A 20,199-nucleotide genomic window follows, 5' to 3' on the forward strand; every position below is an offset into this window, starting at 1 on the left:
TTTTATTTTACGGCTGTTTTAAGTATGGCCATGCTGCTTTTAAGTAAATAAACATCGACCACAGCGTTAAAATCACCGCTGTATACAGCAGTAAATACGCTAAGGTTTCAAGCGGCGGCCAATTGAGTAAAAAGACTGAAATCGCAATCATTTGAAAGGCGGTTTTATATTTCCCCACCGCAGACACAGCAACGCTGGTACGCGCGCCCAATTCCGCCATCCATTCACGTAAAGCCGAGACGGTAATTTCACGCGAAATAATCACAATTGCCGCAAATGCCATTGAAATCGTCGGCTGCCATTGCACCAACACAATTAAGGCAGCTGCGACCATGAGCTTGTCTGCCACAGGGTCTAAGAAGCGTCCAAAGGCTGAGGTTTGGTTTAAAGTACGCGCTAAATAGCCATCAAACCAATCGGTCACTGCTGCAATAACAAAAATTGCGGTCAGCACAATATGGCGCGTCATGCTACCGTCGTGACCATCCACCCCTACCGCCGGTGGCCAATAGGCAACCAGCAAAAATACGGGTATTAACGCGATACGCGCTAAGGTCAAGATATTAGGAATATTCAGGATACGACCTGTTGTCATAGACACCGCCAACGCTTCCCCATGCTGTAATCAAACCAGCCAATGATTTTGGTTTTTTCGTGTGAATAGCGCCACTTTATACGAAATGACCCACAGTGTCACTAGCTGTAACCAATAGCCCTAGTTGAGTCACTTGAGTTTATTCGTGTAACACCTTATAAATTGTGCGCGCCATCACAGCACCTAAACCCGGCACTAAACTTAAATCTTTTTCCGATGCCTTAAGCACCCCTTGAATCCCACCAAAATGAGTGAGTAAATCACGGCGCCGCTTTGGCCCTAAACCGGGAATGGCTTCTAATACCGAAGAACTGCGGCGTTTATCACGCTTAGCACGATGCTTGGTAATGGCAAAACGATGCGCTTCATCGCGTACCTGCTGAATGAGGTGCAGGGCTTTATGGTCTTCAGGCAACTGTACTTTACGTCCATCGGTGAAATGTAAGGTTTCTAAGCCCGGTTTACGCCCCTCACCTTTGGATACACCCACCAAAAAGGCCTGTTCAGTGAGTCCTAAATCTTGCATCACTTGCATGGCCATACTCAGTTGCCCTTTACCCCCATCAATCAAAAGTAAATCTGGCAATAGATGTTTGCGATAACGTCGTGTGAGTGCTTGACGCATCGCAGCATAATCATCGCCTTCAGTAATGTCTTCAATACTAAATTGACGATAATCGCGTTTACGCATACCACCACTATCAAACACCACACAAGAGGCAATGGTCGCTTCACCCATGGTATGCGAGATATCAAAACATTCAATCCGATCAATAGGACGCTCCACCACCTGTTCTAGTTGGTGAAAACGCTCATTGAGTTCTAAATGATTGGCCAGTTGCACTTTAATCGCATGTTGTACATTCATTTCGGCTAATTCTTGCCATTCGGCACGGGTTTCACGCACTTTATGTTTAATTTGAATTTTTTTCTCAAATTGCTGACTTAAACCTTGCTCTAGTTCTTTGCGATCTGGTAATTCCACATTCACAATCAATTCACTCGGCACTTCATCAGCGACCTGAAAGTAAAAATTAGCGATAAAATCATTCAGCATTTGCCCCGAATCATCGCCTTGCATATCTGGAAAATAGCTTTTGCCACCCAACATTTTGCCATTACGCACATGCATAATTTGCACGCAGGTCACACCAGCTTGATAGGCAATCGCTAAAATATCCGCTTCACCTTTGATTTTATAAATAGCTTGATTGGCTTGTACATCACGCAGCAGCGCCAAACGATCACGATAAAACACCGCTTTTTCAAATTCTAAGCTTTCCGCTGCCGTCTCCATTTTACCAATTAATTCTTGATTCAGCTCTTTGGTATCGCCTTGTAAAAAACGTAGCGAGTTGGCGACATCTTGCTGATAATCTTCAGGCGAAATTAACCCGACACAGGGTCCACTACAGCGTTTAATTTGGTATTGCAAACATGGGCGTTTACGCTGGGCAAAGTAGCTATTTTCACATTGGCGTACATTAAATAATTTTTGTAAAACCAGCAGCGTATCTTTGGCATTAGCAGCACTTGGATAAGGACCAAAGAATTTCCCTGCTTGATGTTTGCCTTTTCCCCGTCCACTGGCAATACGTGGATAAGGTTTATCAGCCGAAACATAGATATAGACATAAGATTTATCATCGCGCAGCATAATGTTATAGGGCGGACGATGCAGCTTAATTAAATTTTGCTCCAGCAATAAGGCTTCGGTTTCTGAGCGCACCACCAAGGTTTCAATATCATAAATTCGCGCCACCAACGCTTGAGTTTTAGGATGCTCAATGGTTTTAACAAAATAACTCGAGACACGATTTTTTAGATTTTTAGCCTTACCCACATATAACAATTCGCCCTCTTTGCCCAGCATGCGATACACCCCCGGTAAAGTGGTCATGTTGGCTAAGATTTTTTCGATATGAGGACGGGCATTTTCGTTCACGTAAAACCTATAACTGGCAATCTCTATGGACATAATGTGATGATTCAAGCTCAACTTTCAAGCCAATAAATGTAGCTTAGCAATTTTAACCACTTGTATGATCAGTAAAATTCATGGGTCTAGCAGCACATTTTTGCTATGCTTAAACCCTGCTTTAGGGAAACCATGTTATGACGCAATCTTCACCTGCCATGCATATTATTCAACCAGCCACATCCACCCATAGTCTTTCAGAAAAAGACCGCTTGATTGGTAAACCACGTTTTCACTTTGAACCTGCTCAAGTGATGCAAAAATTGCGTGAACGTATTATTGGCCAAGATGCCGCGCTGAACGAAATTGAAAAAATGCTGCATGTGGTGAAAGCTGACTTTTCTAATCCTGAACGTCCTTTGGCAGTGACCCTCATGCTAGGGCCAACAGGTGTAGGCAAGACAGAAACAGTACGTTTAATTGCCGAGGCGATTTATGGTCGTCCAGATGCTTTTTGTCGTATTGATATGAATACCCTAGCGCAAGAACATTATGCTGCGGCACTCACTGGTGCCCCTCCGGGTTATGTGGGCTCTAAAGAAGGTCATAGCTTATTTGACGAAACAGCAATTGCAGGGAGTCATACTCGCCCTGGCATTATGCTGTTTGATGAACTAGAAAAAGCATCGACTGAAGTCCTGCGCGGCTTAATGAACGTGCTAGACACGGGCAAACTGACCTTAACCGCTGGCACAAAAACCATAGATTTTCGTAATTGCATGATCTTTATGACCAGTAATGTCGGTGCGCAGGCGGCGCAGCAATATCTCGATAAACTCAACTTCTTACCCAAGAAAATGCAAGACTTATGTTTAAAACGTGTTCCAACACGAAGCATTATTGAAAAAGTCATGCAGCGTAAGTTTGATCCTGAATTTTTAAACCGTATTGATCGCACTTTGCATTATGCACCAGTACAAGACGATGCCTTACCGCGTTTAGTAGAGATTGAACTGGCTAAACTCAATCAACGTCTACAGCACCAAAAACGCCAAGTGCGTTTAACTGATGCCGCCAAAGCACATTTTTATCAAGATCATGACATTCGTTATGGCGCACGCCATTTGGGGCGTAAAATCCGTACCGAACTTGAACCAGTGTTGGCTATATATTTTTTACAACATCCTGATGTATTTCAATTAAACCTTGATTACCAAAATGGTCATTTTCAAATAACTTAAATCAAAAGACTACGCATACAGCGTGGTCTTTTGTCATACATTAACGATTTTGTTCTTGTAAATAATCTTCTAGATCATCAATACGATCTTCAGTTTTTTCGGTTAAACAGCTGTTTAATAGACTTGGATAAATTGAGCCCCCCTTATAATCTTGGGCAGCATAGTGGCAGTCTTTGTCCTTGTAATTCACCCAAGATTTTTGGATGGCGGTAAATTGTTTACGCTGAGCATTGCTCAGTTTGGCTGTATAGGCTTGATACAGCTTATTTAGCTTTTGATCCGCTTTTTTATATTCTTGCGCGGTACATATATTTAAATCGGTTTGATTTAAGTTGTTATCACAATCTGCAAAGCTCATTGAACTGAGTAATAGCGCAGGAACAATCACTAAAGTTTTGCTTATTATATTTTTCATAGATTGAATCTTCATTAAGAAATAGAGTGAACATCTTAGCTAAATATTAAAAGCAGCATAAGCAGGCAAGCCACAAAATGCTAGCCACTTTGATTCTATAGGCTTGATGTATTTAGCAAGCCCAAATAAAAGCGCAAAACTCTGCTGTAACTTAGTGATTGACCATATTGACTAAAAGCTAAGATAAAATTGCTTGCAAATCTGAACATTCTTGCTTAAATCTAAAGCATGTCTTATGACAAAAACTTAAATAGAAACAGCTGCTTCAAATTTGTCTTAAAACAAGCGTTACAAAATCCCTATATAAGCTTGAGGTGAAACTCTAGATAAATAGATGACCCTCGCGTCACAGCTAGATAGCATTTGTGATGTTTTTTTGACACAAAGTTATCGTAAGATGAAGCAAGTTTGATGTGCGCAGGAATATACGCACACACTTCACAACATTAACCTAAAAAGTCCTCCAGAATAAAGGAGATCAGGCATGATCCACGCTGGCAATGCCATTACCGTCCAAATGCTTACGGACGGAATTGCAGAATTCCGCTTTGACTTACAAGGTGAGTCGGTTAACAAATTTAACCGTGTAACCATTGATGACTTTCAAGCTGCAATTGACGCTGTAAAAGCCGATAGCAGTGTTAAAGGTCTGATTGTGACTTCAGGTAAATCGACTTTTATTGTCGGTGCTGATATCACTGAATTTGGAACCACCTTTGCCGCAGGCGAAGATGCAATTGTGGACTGGGTGTTAGCACTACATAACACGTTCAATGCATTTGAAGATTTAGATATTCCTAAAGTAGCTGCTATTAATGGTGTAGCTTTAGGCGGTGGTTTTGAAATGTGCCTGGTATGTGACTATCGTGTCATGTCAGACAAAGCACAAGTCGGCCTACCAGAAGTAAAACTGGGCTTAATCCCAGGCTTTGGTGGTACGGTGCGTTTAAGCCGTGTGATTGGTGTCGATAACGCGGTCGAGTGGATTACGACTTCAGCACCACGTCGTGGCCCAGCAGCACTGAAAGAAGGTGCTGTCGATGCTGTGGTTGCGCATGAGCAACTGCAAGATGCAGCAATTGACTTAGTCAAGCAAGCCATTGCAGGTCGTTTAGACTGGAAAGCTAAACGCCAAGAAAAATTAGAGCCGGTGAAGTTAAACGCCATTGAACAAATCATGGCCTTTAACTCAGCCAAAGGCGTAGTGTTTGCTAAAGCCAAACCTGCACAGTACCCTGCACCAAAACTCCTGCTTGATTCATTAGAAAAAGGCGCGAGCTTAAGCCGTAATGAAGCCTTAGCTGAAGAAGCCAAAGCCTTTGCTCAAGCAGCGGTTACACCACAATCAGAAGCGCTGATTGGTTTGTTCTTAAACGACCAAGTGGTCAAGAAAACTTCGAAGAAATACGAAAAAGGCGCGCATGAAGTTAAGCAAGCAGCCGTGATTGGCGCTGGCATCATGGGTGGTGGTATTGCTTTCCAAGCAGCCAGTAAAGGCACACCAATTATCATGAAAGATATTGGTAATGCGCAGCTGGCTTTGGGTATGGATGAAGCGACCAAACTGCTCACTAAACAAGTTGAACGCAAAAAAATGAAGCCTCTACAAATGGGCGAAACTTTGGCGCGTATCCGTCCAACTCTAGGCTACTACGAATTTAAAGACGTGGACATTGTGATTGAAGCGGTCACAGAAAATCCAAAAATCAAAGACATCGTGCTACGTGAAACAGAAAGCAAAGTTGGGCCAAATACCATTATTGCTTCAAATACCTCAACCATTTCAATTACACGCTTGGCTGAAGGCTTAGAACGTCCTGAAAACTTTGTCGGTATGCACTTCTTTAACCCAGTGCCACTGATGCCATTGGTAGAAGTGATTCGTGGTGAAAAAACGTCACCAGAAGCCATTGCCACCACGGTTGTATTGGCACAAAAAATGGGTAAAACCCCAATTGTGGTTAATGATTGCCCAGGTTTCTTAGTGAACCGTGTGTTGTTCCCGTACTTTGGCGCATTTGATCAATTAATCCGTGACGGTGCAGACTTCCAACAAATTGACAAAGTCATGTCAGGTTTTGGTTGGCCGATGGGTCCTGCTTACCTCATGGACGTTGTGGGAATTGATACTGGCGTACATGGCGCAGAAGTGATGGCAGAAGGCTTCCCTGACCGTATGCAACTTGGTTTTAAAGGCGCGATTGAACTGATGTATGAAGCCAAGCGTTTAGGTCAAAAGAACGACGTTGGTTTCTACAAATACGAACTGGATAAAAAAGGCAAAAAAGCCAAAACTGTTGACCCAACAGCGTATGACGTGATTGCCCCAAGTGTCACTGCTGAAAAACGCGAATTTGATGCCGACGAAATTATTGACCGTATGATGATTACCTTCTGCAACGAAACCGTCCGTTGCTTAGAAGATAACATCGTGGCAACCCCTGCTGAAGCCGATATGGCCATGATTATGGGTGTAGGCTTCCCTGCATTCCGCGGTGGTCCATGTCGTTATATCGACCAAACAGGTGTTGCAGAATACGTCGCGCTTTGTGACAAATATGCACACTTAGGTAAAGGCTACGAAGCGCCACAAATGCTGCGCGACATGGCTGCTAATAACAAGAAATTTTACGGTTAAGGAGCGACACGAATGGCTACTTTAAATCCTCGTGACGTTGTCATCGTTGATGGCGTACGTTCAGCAATGGGTAAAACCAAAAACGGTATGTTCCGTAATGTACGTGCAGAACGTTTATCAGCTGATCTGATTCGTGCTCTAGTTGCTCGTAACCAATTTGATGTAAACGAAATTGAAGACGTGATTTGGGGCTGTGTCGGTCAGACCCAAGAGCAAGGCTTTAACATTGCCCGTAATGCAGCATTATTGGCTGAACTACCAAAAACTGTAGCAGGTCAAACTGTTAACCGTTTATGTGGTTCTTCTATGCAAGCCATCCACACGGCAGCAGCACAAATCGCAACCAACCAAGGTGATATTTTTATCATTGGTGGTGTCGAGCATATGAGCCATATTCCTATGGGTCATGGCATTGATATTAGCCCTGAGTCATCTAAATATTTTGCTAAAGCTTCCAATATGATGGGCTTAACTGCAGAACTTTTAGGTCGTCAGTTTAATATTACGCGTGAAGAACAAGATCAGTTTGGTGTGACTTCGCATCAACGTGCTTGGGCTGCCACGCAAGAAGGTCGTTTTAAAAACGAAATTATTGCCATTGAAGGCCATAATGCCGCTGGTTTCAAAGTGTTATGTGACATCGATGAAGTGATTCGTCCAGACGCCAACATTGAAACTTTCCGTGGTTTACGCCCTGTATTTGATCCAAAAGGTAATGTCACTGCGGCAACGTCTTCAGCATTATCGGATGGTGCATCAGCAATGCTGTTAATGTCGGCAGAACGCGCGCAAGCCTTAGGTTTAAAACCGCGTGCCGTAATTCGCTCTATGGCTGTGGCAGGTTGTGATGCTGCGACTATGGGTTATGGCCCTGTCCCTGCAACGCAAAAAGCGTTAAAACGTGCAGGCTTGTCAATTAACGATATTCAAACTGTAGAACTGAATGAAGCCTTTGCTGCACAAGGTTTATCAGTACTTAAAGGTTTAGATCTATTTGATAAGCAAGACATCGTAAACTTAAATGGCGGTGCGATTGCGCTTGGTCATCCACTGGGTTGTTCAGGTGCACGTATTACCACTACATTACTCAACGTGATGGAACAACAAGATACTCAAATTGGTTTAGCAACCATGTGTATCGGTGTCGGTCAAGGCATCGCGACCATTATTGAACGTGTTTAAGTTATAAAATATTAAAAAATCCCTCGCTTTATGCGGGGGATTTTTTATGGACTGCTGAAAAACCCACTCTGTATCCCCTTTGCAACATCCTGTTATAAGATTGTTAAATTAGTGTATTTTTCACGCAAAATCATCTTTTTAAATTTTTCTTGTTATAAAGCTTTAAAATTTTAGCGTTAGTATCAACACCTTAATTTTATCTTTTTTTTAAAGAGTGATACACATGAACGCAATCAAAACAGTTTTGGCTGTAACTTTGGTGGCTGGCTCAACTGCAGCAATGGCACAAACAACTGCGCCAGTTGCACCAGTAACTTTAAAACAAACAGTGACTACACAATTACAGGATGTTAAAGCAGATGCTCTTGCTACAGGCCAAGCAGCAGCTCAAAAAACGGTGGCAGTCAAAGAAGCAACTGTAACAAAAACGCTAGCTGCTAAAGATGCTGTTGTGGTTAAAACAGCTGAAGTAAAAAATGCTGTTGTAGCTAATGCTGTAGCTAAAACTGCTGAAGTAAAAGATGCTGCTGTCGCAAAAGCTGTAACAGCACAACAAGTTGCTGCTGAAAAAACTGTAGCAGCTAAAGATGCTGTTGTTGCTAAAGTTACAGCTGTAAATACCCAAGCTCAAACTGAAACTGCTGCAGTACAAGCACAAGCTGCTGACAAAGTGACTGCTGTAGAGCAAAAAGCAGCAGCTGAAAAAGCACAGATCGCAACAGAAGCTGCTGAAAAAACAGCTGAAGTACAAGCAGAAGCAACTGAAGAGAAAAAATCAATTTTCTCTTGGTTTAAAAGCAAATTTGCTTAAGCTGCAATAAAAAAAAGGATGGTTAAAACCATCCTTTTTTTATGTTTATTCTTAATGTTCGTGCTTAGGCAACACAGGCAAATTTGATTTCTCGCCCACAATTTTGTGCCCAAAATGAGTATGGTTAAATAATAGGTTAAGTAAAATTGCCATTACACATGTTGCGCTAATACCTGAGTGGAATAAAGTTTTAAACCATACAGGGAACTGTGCATAAAAAGAGTGATCAATAATAGGAATCATCCCTGCTGCCAAAGAAGTGGCCACAATAATCAAATTCTTTTGCTGGCTATAATCTAATTTCGCAAGGGTACGAATACCACTGGCTGCTACCGTACCAAACAACACTAATCCTGCCCCACCTAAAACTGGCGTTGGAATAGCGGCAATTAAACGTCCCATCACTGGCAATAAGCCTAAAAACACCAAAATTAAACCGCCTGCTGCCACCACAAAACGGCTTTTGACACCTGTAATCGCAACTAATCCTACGTTTTGAGCAAAGGCACTTTGCATAAACGTACCAAAGAACGGTGCAATGGCTGATGACAACATATCAGCACGTAAACCATTGGCAATACGCTTATCATCCACTTCTGTGCCAACAATTTCACCCACCGCAATAATATCTGCTGTGGTTTCAGTTAAAGTCACAATCATGACAATGGTCATAGCTAAAATAGCCGACAAATGGAAAGTTGGCATACCAAAGCCTAAAAACTCAGGTACTGCAAACCACACCCCATCACCCACTTTAGAAAAATCACCAAAACCAAGTGCATAGGCCAAAATCGTACCCAAAACAATGGCCAGCAAAATTCCTGTACGACGGATAGCTTCTGAACCAAAACGACTGAGTAACAGTAAAATACCAAGCGTCATGGCGGCTAAACCGATGTTTTGTAATGAACCCCAATCTGGCGCATTACTATTACCACCCATGGTCCAACGTACTGCCACAGGTAATAACGATAGACCAATAATGGTAATCACACAGCCGGTCACCACAGGTGGGAAAAAGCGAATCACTTTGGCAAAAAATGGTGCGATGAGTAAACCAATAATAGATGAGGCGATCACCGCGCCTAAAATGGCATTAAAGCCGCCTCCCGTCGTCGCAATGCCAATCATGGTGGCAACACCTGCAAAAGACACGCCTTGCACTAAAGGCAACTGCGCGCCAAAGTATTTCACCCCTAAGGTTTGTAATAAAGTGGCTAAACCGCCAATAAATAAAGATGCAGTAATTAGAATCCCAATCTGTGCGCCAGTTAAACCTGCTGCTGTACCTACAATCAGTGGTGGCGCAACAATCCCACCATACATGGTGAGTACATGCTGTAACCCATAGGTAAAACTGGTACCTACCCCTAAAAACTCATGTTCGGGAGATGTATTTTTTGGATCGCTCATATTCTGCCCCATCCCTTGTCATTTTTGTGAATTGCCAACACTTGGCAACTGATTAAAAAGGCATGGAGCAATATATATGCCAAGCTGAGCAACTTCCCGACAACAACAGAACTTAATAGGTTGAAAATATAATTGAAAAATAAAGTAATTTTAAGCCATTAACAGTTGTTTGGCTGCAGCACGATGTTTAAATTTTAATTCTTCAATATCAATACCTTGAATCTGCTCAGCCCTTACTCGCCATTGACCTGCCACCATCACATCATGGGCACGATCTGCCCCACAAAGTAATAATGCTGCAATTGGGTCATGACTACCGGAAAATTTTAATTCATCAAGCTTATAGCAAGCGAAATCGGCCTGATAACCCACCGCAATTTGACCTAAATCTTGGCTACGACCTAAAATTTGTGCCGAACCTGTAGTCGCAAAGCCTAAAGCCAACTCTGGGGTGATTTTTTCTGCACCATATTTGAGCCGTTGTAAGTACATCGCTTGGCGCACTTCTAAGATTAAATTGGAAGCATCACCCGATGCCGAACCATCGACGCCTAAGCCAATTTTCGCGCCTGCTGCCAGTAAATCAAGGCTTGGACAGATTCCAGAAGCCAAACGCATATTGGAATGTGGGCAATGACAAATGCCAACTCCCGCCTGCCCCAAACGCGTGATTTCGTCTGCATTAAAATGAATCCCATGCGCCAACCAAGTGCGATTTTGTAACCAGCCTACGCTTTCTAAGTAATCAACTGTGCGTAAACCAAAGCGCTGTAAACAAAATTGCTCTTCATCTAAGGTTTCGGCTAAATGGGTGTGTAAACGTACATCTAAGCGTTCTGCGAGTTTGGCACTTTCGCGCATAATCTCTGGCGTAACAGAAAAAGGCGAACACGGCGCTAATGCAATATTCACCATTGCCCCTGCACCACGCTGATGATACTTTTCCACCAAACGTTGGCTATCTTCTAAAATCACCTGCATATCTTGTACAGTGTGTTGTGGCGGCAAGCCACCATCTGCTTGCCCCAAACTCATTGAACCACGGGTTAGCATAACGCGCATGCCTAGGTCTTGTGCGGCATTGATTTGAATATCAATGGCATCGCTTAATTGCTGCGGAAATAAATAGTGATGATCGGCGGCAAAGGTACAGCCAGATAACAACAACTCAGCCAATGCCACTTGAGTAGCCACATGTAATTGCTCAGGGGTTAAACGTGCCCAAACAGGATATAAATTAACCAACCATGGAAACAAGGGCACATTCACCACAGGCGCCCAAGCACGAGTTAAAGTCTGATAAAAATGATGATGGCTATTGATCAAGCCCGGTAAAACCACCAAATCTTTGGCATCAAATATTTCGCTGACCGGTTGGCTAGGCAATTGCCCTTGGCCGAGTACTTCTACAATGTGCTGGCCTTCAATGACAATGCCGTTACTGGCATCTAAGTCATTTCCGGTAAATACGGCTAAGGGCTGTTTGATCCATAGTCTAGACATGACAACTTATCTCAAGTCAAAAGCTCAAGCAATGCAAAAGCTATACCAAGACTTAAAGCGCAAGTTGTTGTTTAAGCCAATCCAAGTAAGCGCTTTGATTCATAAAGTCAGGGGCTTGGTTTAAATTTAGCTCAACATAATGCTGCTGATAACGCAGTACAATCTGCTGTCTTTCATAGCTTTCTTCTACCACATCAAAATATTGTGCCAAGAAAAACCGCTGCTTCCCCCAATGAGTTAGACGTTTCAGCTGTGGGCGCTTTGGACTATGAATAAATTGCACATAGTAGGCTTTTAAATCAGGCAAATAGGTTGTATTTAGCATTTTTAAACTCTTATTGTTGTTATGGCGTTGTATCAGTTTAATCTATGCTGTTGACACTTTGCTGACAAGCGCTACTTACAATTTAGCTTCCACTTCGGCTTTATGCGTGTTTTTTATGCTTTCAATCTGACTATTCAGGTCTAACACTTGCTGATAGAGCTGATTAAATTGCGCTAAAGGTTGATCCTCATAAAAAAAGAACTTACCTTGTTGAGCTTCCCAACGATGCGCCTTTAAAATCACAAACATTGCTTCAGCTTTGGCTAAAATCTGTTGCTCCAAAGCAAATACAGCATTACTCTGCTGATCATCACTGTATTCTAGACCCTCAAATAAGGTCTGCTTTAAATGACTTTGAATATCTAAGTGTTTGGCTGCACTTAAAGCTTTCTGATGGCGCTCAAGTCTATTTTGTTCATACTGCTGCGCCAAACTACGCGCATGATCTAGCATCTGCTGAGTTTGTTGGTACTGATTTTTTTTATCAATACTTAAACGCTTCACCTCTAAAAACTCATCCCAACCAATACTTTTAAGTTCACGCAAATATAAATTACGTGCCTCAGCATTGTCTTTTAAATAAGTTAAAATAAAGTCTGCCATTACTCGATAATCACCACTTAGACGCTGATCTTGGGTGCTCATTTGAATAGGTTTTTGCCAGTCCTGAGCTTGCAAATATAACTGCTCAGTTTTTTCATAGAGTACGCTTTGATACAGATGTAACTGAGCCACTTCATTTTGTTGTTGTTTGTATTGGTAAAATAAGGTAGCAAAAATCACTAAAGTCACAGTACTAATGATCACAACCACGCGGCGCATAGACAGCTCCTAGTATTGCTGAGTTTTATTTATCATACCTACATTGCTGTGTTTTTCGCCAAAATTTCATTAAATATATTTTGCGCTATTTTTTTCCAAGCATAAAACTTTAAATTTACTCAATCAGCCTCATGTAAAGTTTAAATAGAATTTGAGAAGTCCCATGCGCGTAGATATTTGGTCAGATGTAGTATGCCCGTTTTGCTATATTGGTAAGAAACGTTTAGAAGCAGTTGCTGCAGAGGCAGGCGTTGACTTAGAAGTACATTGGCATAGTTATCAGTTAGACCCTGAAGCACCTGAGCGTCAAAGCATTTCCAATACTGAACGTCTTGCACAAAAGTATGGTCGTACCGTGGCTGAAGTTGAAGAAATGCAGCGTAATATTGCTGATATGGCCAAAGCTGAGGGGATTGAATTTAACTGGCAACACGCCAATTCAGGCAATACCTTCAATGCTCATCGCTTGATTCATTTGGCACAAAGCAAAGGCTTAGGTAATGAAGCCAAAGAAGCCTTATTTTATAGCTATATGACCCAAGGTTTAGCGATTGGCGAACGCGAAACCTTAGAGGATGTCGCAGCGCGTATTGGACTTAATCCTGTTGAAGTTGATGATCTACTTGATTCAGATGAATTTGCCGACTTTGTTCAATTTGACCAAGAAGTTGCTCTTGATCAACTCAAAGTGACTGGCGTTCCATTTTTTGTCTTTGACCAACGTATTGCTCTTGCTGGCGCACAGCCACGTGATGTGTTTTTAAAAGTCTTAGAAAAAGCCCAACAGATTCCAGAAGTAAAAGCACCAGAACAGGATGATGCTTAAGGCGCTAAGCTTTAATTCTTCACATAAATAAGCTTAAATCCTCAGTAAGACTGGGGATTTTTTACATTAGCAGCATTTATTTACAAAAAGCGTTGGCCTTTTTACACACCCAATCAAAAAATCGCTTTAGGCTAAGAAACATCCAATATATAGCATAAAACCAGAGGCGAATAAGACAATGCTAAATAATGATGATCTACAACAACCCAATCCAGCTTTAGACGATGCTCCTTCACAAGAGCGACAACAAGAAGACACCAGTTGTCCCATTAAAAAATCGCGCTTTTCACCTGCAGCGAAGGGCGCTTTAATTGGTGCAGTTGCAGGCAGCGTATTACCTGTATTTGGAACCATTAGTGGTGCAATTATTGGGGCCATTGGCGGTAAGGTCTATGAAAAAAAATGTCTAAATAAGCCTAAATATTAAAAACTTAAGCCTATAAATCTGGAGCTTAGACTTAAGCTCCAAATTTAGAATAAAAACTCTAATTATATGATTTATAACAATAAAATGACTTGCCATTCATCTTAAATCTATTTACCTGTGTTTATTTTTCATTAAACTTCATTTGATTTTTCAATCGGTTCATATTGAACATATCTCTCAAATTGAAGGTTAATATTATGAATACTATTCGTGTCTTCTTAGCAACTACTGTATTGGCATTGGCAACACATGCAGCTGCTGAAATTGTGTATTTACCTTATTTCCCTACTCAAAGTCAGGATGTTAAAGCTGAATCTAATCCGCAAACACAATCCGCCACTGAAACCAGCGCAGAATAAAATAGATCCTAAAAGGCAGATCATCTTCTGCCTTTTGTATGTGTATATGCAAAATTAAGTTGCATTATTATTGTTGTATTCTATAAGCTTAGACTATATGTATAATAAAGACTCGTATCTATTTACCTTTTTTGAATCGAAAACTCTATAATTAAATACCTATTCATTTTTATATTTTTCTTTTTAAATTAATCCTATGCAAGAATTACAAGCCTTACTTCAGGGTCAAATTGCGCCTCAAGCGATCTGTTTAGAACGTTTAGTCGAACTTGCGCTATTACATCCTCATCCAGATTCGACCGAATACGAAATTATTGATCTTGCCAGCAACCTACTATTGGCCAGTTATTTAAAACAAGCGCAAGAGTATCTGTAGAGAAGCCAAATGAAGCCCTTAGATAAAGCATTATTAACACAAGAATTGTCTGAACTGATTAGAAGTTTAGAGAATGGCAATTTGTCTTATTTTGATCATGCTCGTTCTAAGCAGCGTATAGTGGAAATACAGCAACTGTGTAGCTATGTATTGCAACAAAAAAGCCCAAAACAACAACAACTCGAACCGCTATTATATGCTCAAGATTTCGTCTACCAATGTCGTTATCGTGAATTTTGTTGTGGCGTCTTTAGCAAAGATCGTACTTTAGAAGATATTTTATATCAACAAGATCAATCGAGTTGGGCATTGCTGTATGAACCAAGCGAAGGTTGGCAAATTTGGCTGCTGCAAATGCCAAATCAAACCTTATTAATTAGTGACAGTGGTGAGCTAGAAAGTGTCTATGCATGGTTAGTCAGCCAGCAAATGAAATATCAATGTTTTAAAGCGCATGTAGCAGCACCTGAAGATGCTCTAGATCCTGAGCAGCTTCAAGTCGCACCACACAATATGGGACGAAATGCAGATCACCCCCATGTGGCACAGCAGCATGAACCCGTTTCTTCACGGACGCAGCAGCTTGAGCAAGCGATGCGAATTCCTGTAAGTCATTTGCCAGATCTGACTCAGCATAATACTCAACAGCAGATTCAAAAACGCGTTTTGCAGGAGGCTGTATTTGACTCCAATCAACCGCCTTCGCCTAAGCTGAGCCGTTTATTACGCAAACAAGAGACTGATATTAGCGAAGGTCTGTCGTTTGACTTAGGTCTAGAGCCTTTAGATTTAAAGTTAACCCCTCCGCTGCATATTCCCGCAGCATTTGGGGCAGTAGCGCCAAATCTTACTCAAGTAAGCCGTGAGCCAAGTTTTGAAGCATTTGATTTTAAGCCCGCAGCACATCCCTCTACAGGACTAGAAGATTTACAACAATTGCAGCGCATTTCGCTTAATAGTGAGTCATCACCTACTGAACGGGCGGTTATAAGCAGCACAAAGATTAGCTCGAAAAACTTACGCTTTAAAAAAACACAAGCTTTGCCAGATTTGCTGATACAGGGCTACCCTTGTCAAATTAGTGCACTCTCATTTGAAGCTGCACGTGAAAAGCAGCTCTATCGCATCCAACCTCAACATATTGAGTGTGAACATGTTGATCTACTGCTCCATGATCAGGACATCAACACTGTCTTTCAGCAACCAATTTATTTAGCCGAACAAACCGATAGACAAGGTCGTTTTGTCAAATATTTAGCTTTGTTTGGTGCTCAAGGTGAATTACAAGCCATTCGTTTGGCACATATTTTCAGTCATGCTCAAGCCAATAAGTTGGCTGCTGTCAGCCGTATTGACTGGCCCAACTTAGAGCAGAATCTATTTGATTTTGATAAATTATTTTATACCTATGATGCACTAGCAGAATTAATTTGGAGTCAGGAACCCTATTATCCATTTATTCCACTCCATCTGATTCAAACACATAAATTTATTCAATTTATTGAAGCACCAGCCACAACTCATACACCGCTGTTACTGCTCAAAGAACGCCAAAAAATTCGTGTTATTCACGGTGATCAGCGTTTGCATTTGCCCTTCAATGAAATTGCTTACCCTTATTTAATACTTGATCGTCAGCAAGGCGTGAGTTGGCAGCTTATTCAAGAGGTCATTCAGACCTTAGCACAGCCTGTCGATCCACTTACGCTTTACCAAGCCATTTGCCAGCAAAGCAGTTAGATTGCTGTAATTTTGTAGCAATATCTTGCTTTTAATTGCCTATATTTACCACACTAAGCCAAAACTTGATGTTTAATGATAATAATGGCAATCACTAAAAAAATAGCACTTTGGGGCGGTTTAGTACTCATCAGTAATCTAGTCTGGGCACAAGATGATAGCCAAACCACAGGTTTGCTCTATCAAATTCCTCGTGTCATTGATGCCACACCTACCGTATTTCCTAAACAATCTAATCATCCTATTGTGCCAACCACACAGGTCACTGAAGACAAAACTTGGTTTGACCATAAACAAAAAGGCCTACGCAACTGGGTCGATGGCACTGCACATAAAGTAGATGATTGGTTTGGTGAAACCGATCCCGCACAGCCAGCTTCTGCCACTTTAAGAATTTTGCTTGATCAACGCTGGGACAAGTATGATGGCTATGAAATCCGCCCTCGTATTCGCGGTAAAATTGACTTACCGACTTTAGAAAAACGCTTTAGCTTGGTGTTTGGTGACGATAGTTTGGATGATCAACTGGATACCCAAGTCAGTATTACCAATGAAAATCCAGCTTTAGCGGATGACAAAAACTATGATCGTAAGCGTACCCGTGAAGATAACAGTTCAATTGCCTTACGTTGGAATAACTTTTCTAAAAACTTAGCTTTTGATAGCGATGCAGATATTGGCATTCGCTCAGGTGATGACGTCTATTTACGCTTAAAAGCCGAAAAAGATTGGCAACTCGAAAATGACTTCCGCTTTCATGCCGAGCAAATCTACCGCTATGGCAGTGATAGCGAAAATTATCTACGCACCAATGTAGAGTTGGTACATGAACGCCCCAATGAAGCTTTGTTATCCAATCAATTTTCATTAATCTATGCAGATGAGTCAGAAGATGATCTTAACTGGTCGACCTATAGCTTTAGACAACATCAATTTTTCCAAGGCAACCGCTTTAACTATGGTCTACATACCAGTGGTTATTACAATGCGGATCAACTACGTCTGAACAGTTGGGGGCCGTTTGTCTCTTGGCGTCAACCTGTACTGCGTGAATGGTTTTTTGTACAAGGCGACTTAAACTATCTCAATGATGATCGCGAAGATGAAAGTCATCATTTAGGTGCCTTAGTTCGTTTAGAAGCTTTATTTTAGGCCTAAAAAAGCCCATATCAATGGGCTTGATTTAAGAGCTGGCACGGCGTGTGATCGTGACACGATCATTGCGTTTTTCACGGATAAAATCCTGACGCTGTGAAAATTTATTAATTTCTGTTGCGACTAAGGTTTTGAATTGAATACGGTCTGTGCGTTGTACACTCTGCATTGCAGTATCGGACTTTATTGTCGTCACTTTGGCAATTTGCACACGGTCGTTACGTTTTAGCATGTCTGTAGATGCAGCCATTAGCTGCGTAGAGAGACCTAACATAGCCACTAAACCTAAACTCAACAGCACTTTCATACGCTTTCCACTTCATTTGTTAATGATCGCTATTATAGATCATTAATTAAAAAATAATTCATTCAATAGATTAAAACTGGACGGGATTTTCTTATTTTGAGCATCGGTTTTTTATATTATTCGTAAAATCAAATATTTAAAAAGGCAAAAAAAAGCTCCCCTAAGGGAGCTTTTTAAGCATTGCACGCTAAGCTAAAAGTAAGCTATTGATACGTTTTACGTATTCAGCTGGATCTTCAGGCAAACCACCTTCTGCAATCACCGCTTGGTCAAAAATCACATTGGCTAAGTTATCAAACTGTGCTGAACCTTGTAATTTTTGTACCAATGGATGGCTTGGGTTAATTTCCAAAATTGGTTTGCTGTCTGGTACAGGCTGGCCTGCATCTTTAAGCATACGAATTAACTGTGGTGACAATTGACCTTCAGGAGTCACCAAACAAGCTGGTGAATCAACTAGGCGTGTTGTCACGCGCACTTCTTTGGTTTTGTCTTTGAGTGAAGTGGTTAGTTGCTCAACCACAGGTTTAAATGCTTCTGCAGCTTGTTCTAAGGCTTGCTTCTCTTCAGCATTTTGTAAGTCACCTAAATCGACTGCGCCTTTGGCCACGTTTTGTAACGGTGTACCATCAAACTCATGTACAAATTCCATTGCCCATTCATCGACGCGCTCTGTCATGAGTAACACTTCAATGTCTTTTTTCTTGAATAACTCAAGTTGTGGTGAGTTTTTCGCAGCATTTAAGCTCTCTGCCGTCACGTAGTAAATGGCTTTTTGCCCTTCTTTCATACGTGCTTTGTAATCACTTAATGAAGTGCTAACTTCATCATTGCTTGAGGTCGCAAAGCGTAATAATTTTAAAATACGCTCACGATTAGTGAAGTCTTCACCTAAACCTTCTTTAAGTACCGACGCAAATTCGCGGTAGAAAGTTTTAAAGTTTTCTTGGTCTTTTTCATCGTCAGATTTAGCTAAGCCATCTAGCATAGTCAAGATACGGCGTGCATTACCTTCACGAATAGTTTTCACGTCGCGGCTTTCTTGCAATAACTCACGACTGACATTCAGTGGTAAATCGGCGCTGTCGACAATCCCTTGTACAAAACGTAAGTAATTTGGAATCAGATTATCCGCATCATCCATAATAAATACGCGTTTTACATACAACTTAATCCCAGCTTTGGCTTCACGGGTAAAAATATTACTTGGCGCTTTGCTTGGGATATACAGCAATTGGGTATATTCAGTACTACCCTCTACACGGTTATGGGCCCATGCCAAAGGATTGGCAAAGTCGTGGGTGAGGTTTTTATAAAACTCTTGGTACTGCTCTTCGCTGACTTCGTTTTTATTACGTGTCCAAAGCGCACTGGCTGAGTTAATCGCTTCCCACTCATCTGTCGTCACATATTGACCTGGTTTTGCTTCTTCACCTTCAGCAGCTTCTTCTTGTTGCCAGACTTGCTTTTGCATTTCAATTGGCAAGCTGATGTGGTCTGAGTATTTATTGATGATCTGTTTGACTTTAAAACGGTCGAGGTATTCAGTTGCATCTTCACGTAAGTGTAAAATGATGTCTGTACCACGGTTTAACTTTTCAATGCTTTCTGTTTCAAATTCACCGGTACCATTGCTGACCCAACGCACACCTTGGTTCGCCTCTACACCTGCACGGCGCGATTCAACAGTAATTTTCTCTGCCACAATAAAGCCAGAGTAAAAACCTACACCAAATTGACCAATCAATTGTGCATCAGATTTTTGATCACCTGATAATTTTGACATAAAGTCTTTGGTACCAGATTTAGCAATGGTGCCTAAATGTTCAATCGCTTCCGCTTCAGTTAAACCAATACCGTTATCTGAGATAATAATTTGTTTTTTATCGGCATCTAAAGTGACACGAACATGTAGTTCTGGGTCGTTTTCATAATATTCAGGATGATTGATGCCTTCAAAGCGCAATTTATCGCAGGCATCTGAAGCGTTCGAAATCAGCTCACGCAGAAAAATTTCTGGATTAGAATATAAAGAATGCGTTACCAAGTGTAGCAATTGGGCAACTTCTGCTTGGAAACTATGTTTTTGTGCGTTTGCTTCGCTCATTGGTCATTCCTCGATTTATAGATGCAATATCTATTGGAG

General features: G+C 41.4%; 19 protein-coding genes. 10 read left to right on the forward strand and 9 right to left on the reverse strand.

Features of this window, described 5'->3' with window-relative positions:
• Positions 1 to 7: 7 nt before the first annotated feature.
• On the reverse strand, positions 8 to 595 hold the full coding sequence (gene pgsA, locus AC5YCI_RS09015; RefSeq protein ID WP_122898948.1) for a CDP-diacylglycerol--glycerol-3-phosphate 3-phosphatidyltransferase: 588 nt from the start codon (positions 593 to 595) through the stop codon (positions 8 to 10).
• Positions 596 to 734: 139 nt separating this feature from the next.
• Complete coding sequence (gene uvrC, locus AC5YCI_RS09020; protein WP_496129378.1) at positions 735 to 2,540, reverse strand: excinuclease ABC subunit UvrC; 1,806 nt, start codon at positions 2,538 to 2,540, stop codon at positions 735 to 737.
• 170 nt (positions 2,541 to 2,710) lie between these two features.
• Between uvrC and AC5YCI_RS09025 the strand changes: the two genes are divergently transcribed.
• On the forward strand, positions 2,711 to 3,754 hold the full coding sequence (locus tag AC5YCI_RS09025; RefSeq protein ID WP_496129377.1) for an AAA family ATPase: 1,044 nt from the start codon (positions 2,711 to 2,713) through the stop codon (positions 3,752 to 3,754).
• A gap of 40 nt (positions 3,755 to 3,794) precedes the next feature.
• Here the strand turns inward: AC5YCI_RS09025 and AC5YCI_RS09030 are convergent, their stop codons facing one another.
• Positions 3,795 to 4,169 carry a lysozyme inhibitor LprI family protein gene (locus AC5YCI_RS09030; RefSeq protein ID WP_496129376.1) on the reverse strand — a complete coding sequence of 125 codons (375 nt, stop codon included), beginning with the start codon at positions 4,167 to 4,169 and terminating at the stop codon, positions 3,795 to 3,797.
• 484 nt (positions 4,170 to 4,653) lie between these two features.
• On the opposite strand from AC5YCI_RS09030, the gene fadB reads away from it, so the two are divergent.
• The 3 genes from fadB (at position 4,654) to AC5YCI_RS09045 (ending at position 8,800) form a co-directional block, all read left to right on the forward strand.
• Positions 4,654 to 6,807 (forward strand): fatty acid oxidation complex subunit alpha FadB, encoded by a 2,154-nt coding sequence (gene fadB / locus AC5YCI_RS09035; RefSeq protein WP_496129375.1) that lies wholly within the window; start codon positions 4,654 to 4,656, stop codon positions 6,805 to 6,807.
• Between the two features lie 12 nt (positions 6,808 to 6,819).
• The gene (fadA, locus tag AC5YCI_RS09040) at positions 6,820 to 7,989 is read left to right on the forward strand and encodes an acetyl-CoA C-acyltransferase FadA (RefSeq protein ID WP_496129374.1); all 1,170 of its coding nucleotides are present in this window, start codon (positions 6,820 to 6,822) and stop codon (positions 7,987 to 7,989) included.
• Between the two features lie 223 nt (positions 7,990 to 8,212).
• On the forward strand, positions 8,213 to 8,800 hold the full coding sequence (locus AC5YCI_RS09045; protein ID WP_496129373.1) for a hypothetical protein: 588 nt from the start codon (positions 8,213 to 8,215) through the stop codon (positions 8,798 to 8,800).
• Positions 8,801 to 8,851: 51 nt separating this feature from the next.
• Here the strand turns inward: AC5YCI_RS09045 and AC5YCI_RS09050 are convergent, their stop codons facing one another.
• From AC5YCI_RS09050 to AC5YCI_RS09065, 4 genes are all read right to left on the reverse strand, one after another.
• Positions 8,852 to 10,213, reverse strand: coding sequence for a nucleobase:cation symporter-2 family protein (locus tag AC5YCI_RS09050; protein WP_496129372.1), 1,362 nt, complete (start codon positions 10,211 to 10,213; stop codon positions 8,852 to 8,854).
• A 150-nt stretch (positions 10,214 to 10,363) separates the two neighbouring features.
• Complete coding sequence (locus AC5YCI_RS09055; protein WP_496175442.1) at positions 10,364 to 11,716, reverse strand: 8-oxoguanine deaminase; 1,353 nt, start codon at positions 11,714 to 11,716, stop codon at positions 10,364 to 10,366.
• A 52-nt stretch (positions 11,717 to 11,768) separates the two neighbouring features.
• Positions 11,769 to 12,041, reverse strand: coding sequence for a hypothetical protein (locus tag AC5YCI_RS09060; RefSeq protein WP_496129370.1), 273 nt, complete (start codon positions 12,039 to 12,041; stop codon positions 11,769 to 11,771).
• A gap of 75 nt (positions 12,042 to 12,116) precedes the next feature.
• Positions 12,117 to 12,863, reverse strand: a complete 747-nt coding sequence (locus AC5YCI_RS09065) for a hypothetical protein (RefSeq protein WP_496129369.1) — start codon at positions 12,861 to 12,863, stop codon at positions 12,117 to 12,119.
• Positions 12,864 to 13,026: 163 nt separating this feature from the next.
• On the opposite strand from AC5YCI_RS09065, the gene AC5YCI_RS09070 reads away from it, so the two are divergent.
• The 6 genes from AC5YCI_RS09070 (at position 13,027) to AC5YCI_RS09095 (ending at position 17,743) form a co-directional block, all read left to right on the forward strand.
• Positions 13,027 to 13,689, forward strand: coding sequence for a DsbA family oxidoreductase (locus tag AC5YCI_RS09070; protein ID WP_496129368.1), 663 nt, complete (start codon positions 13,027 to 13,029; stop codon positions 13,687 to 13,689).
• A gap of 178 nt (positions 13,690 to 13,867) precedes the next feature.
• Positions 13,868 to 14,116 (forward strand): glycine zipper family protein, encoded by a 249-nt coding sequence (locus AC5YCI_RS09075; RefSeq protein ID WP_496175443.1) that lies wholly within the window; start codon positions 13,868 to 13,870, stop codon positions 14,114 to 14,116.
• A gap of 197 nt (positions 14,117 to 14,313) precedes the next feature.
• Positions 14,314 to 14,475, forward strand: a complete 162-nt coding sequence (locus AC5YCI_RS09080) for a hypothetical protein (RefSeq protein ID WP_496129366.1) — start codon at positions 14,314 to 14,316, stop codon at positions 14,473 to 14,475.
• 196 nt (positions 14,476 to 14,671) lie between these two features.
• Positions 14,672 to 14,851 carry a hypothetical protein gene (locus AC5YCI_RS09085; RefSeq protein ID WP_496129365.1) on the forward strand — a complete coding sequence of 60 codons (180 nt, stop codon included), beginning with the start codon at positions 14,672 to 14,674 and terminating at the stop codon, positions 14,849 to 14,851.
• Between the two features lie 9 nt (positions 14,852 to 14,860).
• Positions 14,861 to 16,591 (forward strand): hypothetical protein, encoded by a 1,731-nt coding sequence (locus tag AC5YCI_RS09090; RefSeq protein ID WP_496129364.1) that lies wholly within the window; start codon positions 14,861 to 14,863, stop codon positions 16,589 to 16,591.
• A gap of 75 nt (positions 16,592 to 16,666) precedes the next feature.
• Positions 16,667 to 17,743, forward strand: a complete 1,077-nt coding sequence (locus AC5YCI_RS09095) for a hypothetical protein (RefSeq protein ID WP_496129363.1) — start codon at positions 16,667 to 16,669, stop codon at positions 17,741 to 17,743.
• Positions 17,744 to 17,774: 31 nt separating this feature from the next.
• On the opposite strand, the gene AC5YCI_RS09100 is transcribed toward AC5YCI_RS09095, so the two are convergent.
• Together AC5YCI_RS09100 and htpG are read right to left on the reverse strand one after the other, a co-directional pair.
• Positions 17,775 to 18,053: a hypothetical protein gene (locus AC5YCI_RS09100; protein ID WP_496129362.1), complete on the reverse strand. Its 279-nt coding sequence runs from the start codon at positions 18,051 to 18,053 to the stop codon at positions 17,775 to 17,777.
• A 187-nt stretch (positions 18,054 to 18,240) separates the two neighbouring features.
• Complete coding sequence (gene htpG, locus AC5YCI_RS09105; RefSeq protein WP_496129361.1) at positions 18,241 to 20,160, reverse strand: molecular chaperone HtpG; 1,920 nt, start codon at positions 20,158 to 20,160, stop codon at positions 18,241 to 18,243.
• Positions 20,161 to 20,199: the final 39 nt, after the last annotated feature.

Source organism: Acinetobacter sp. CY17, assembly GCF_059515825.1.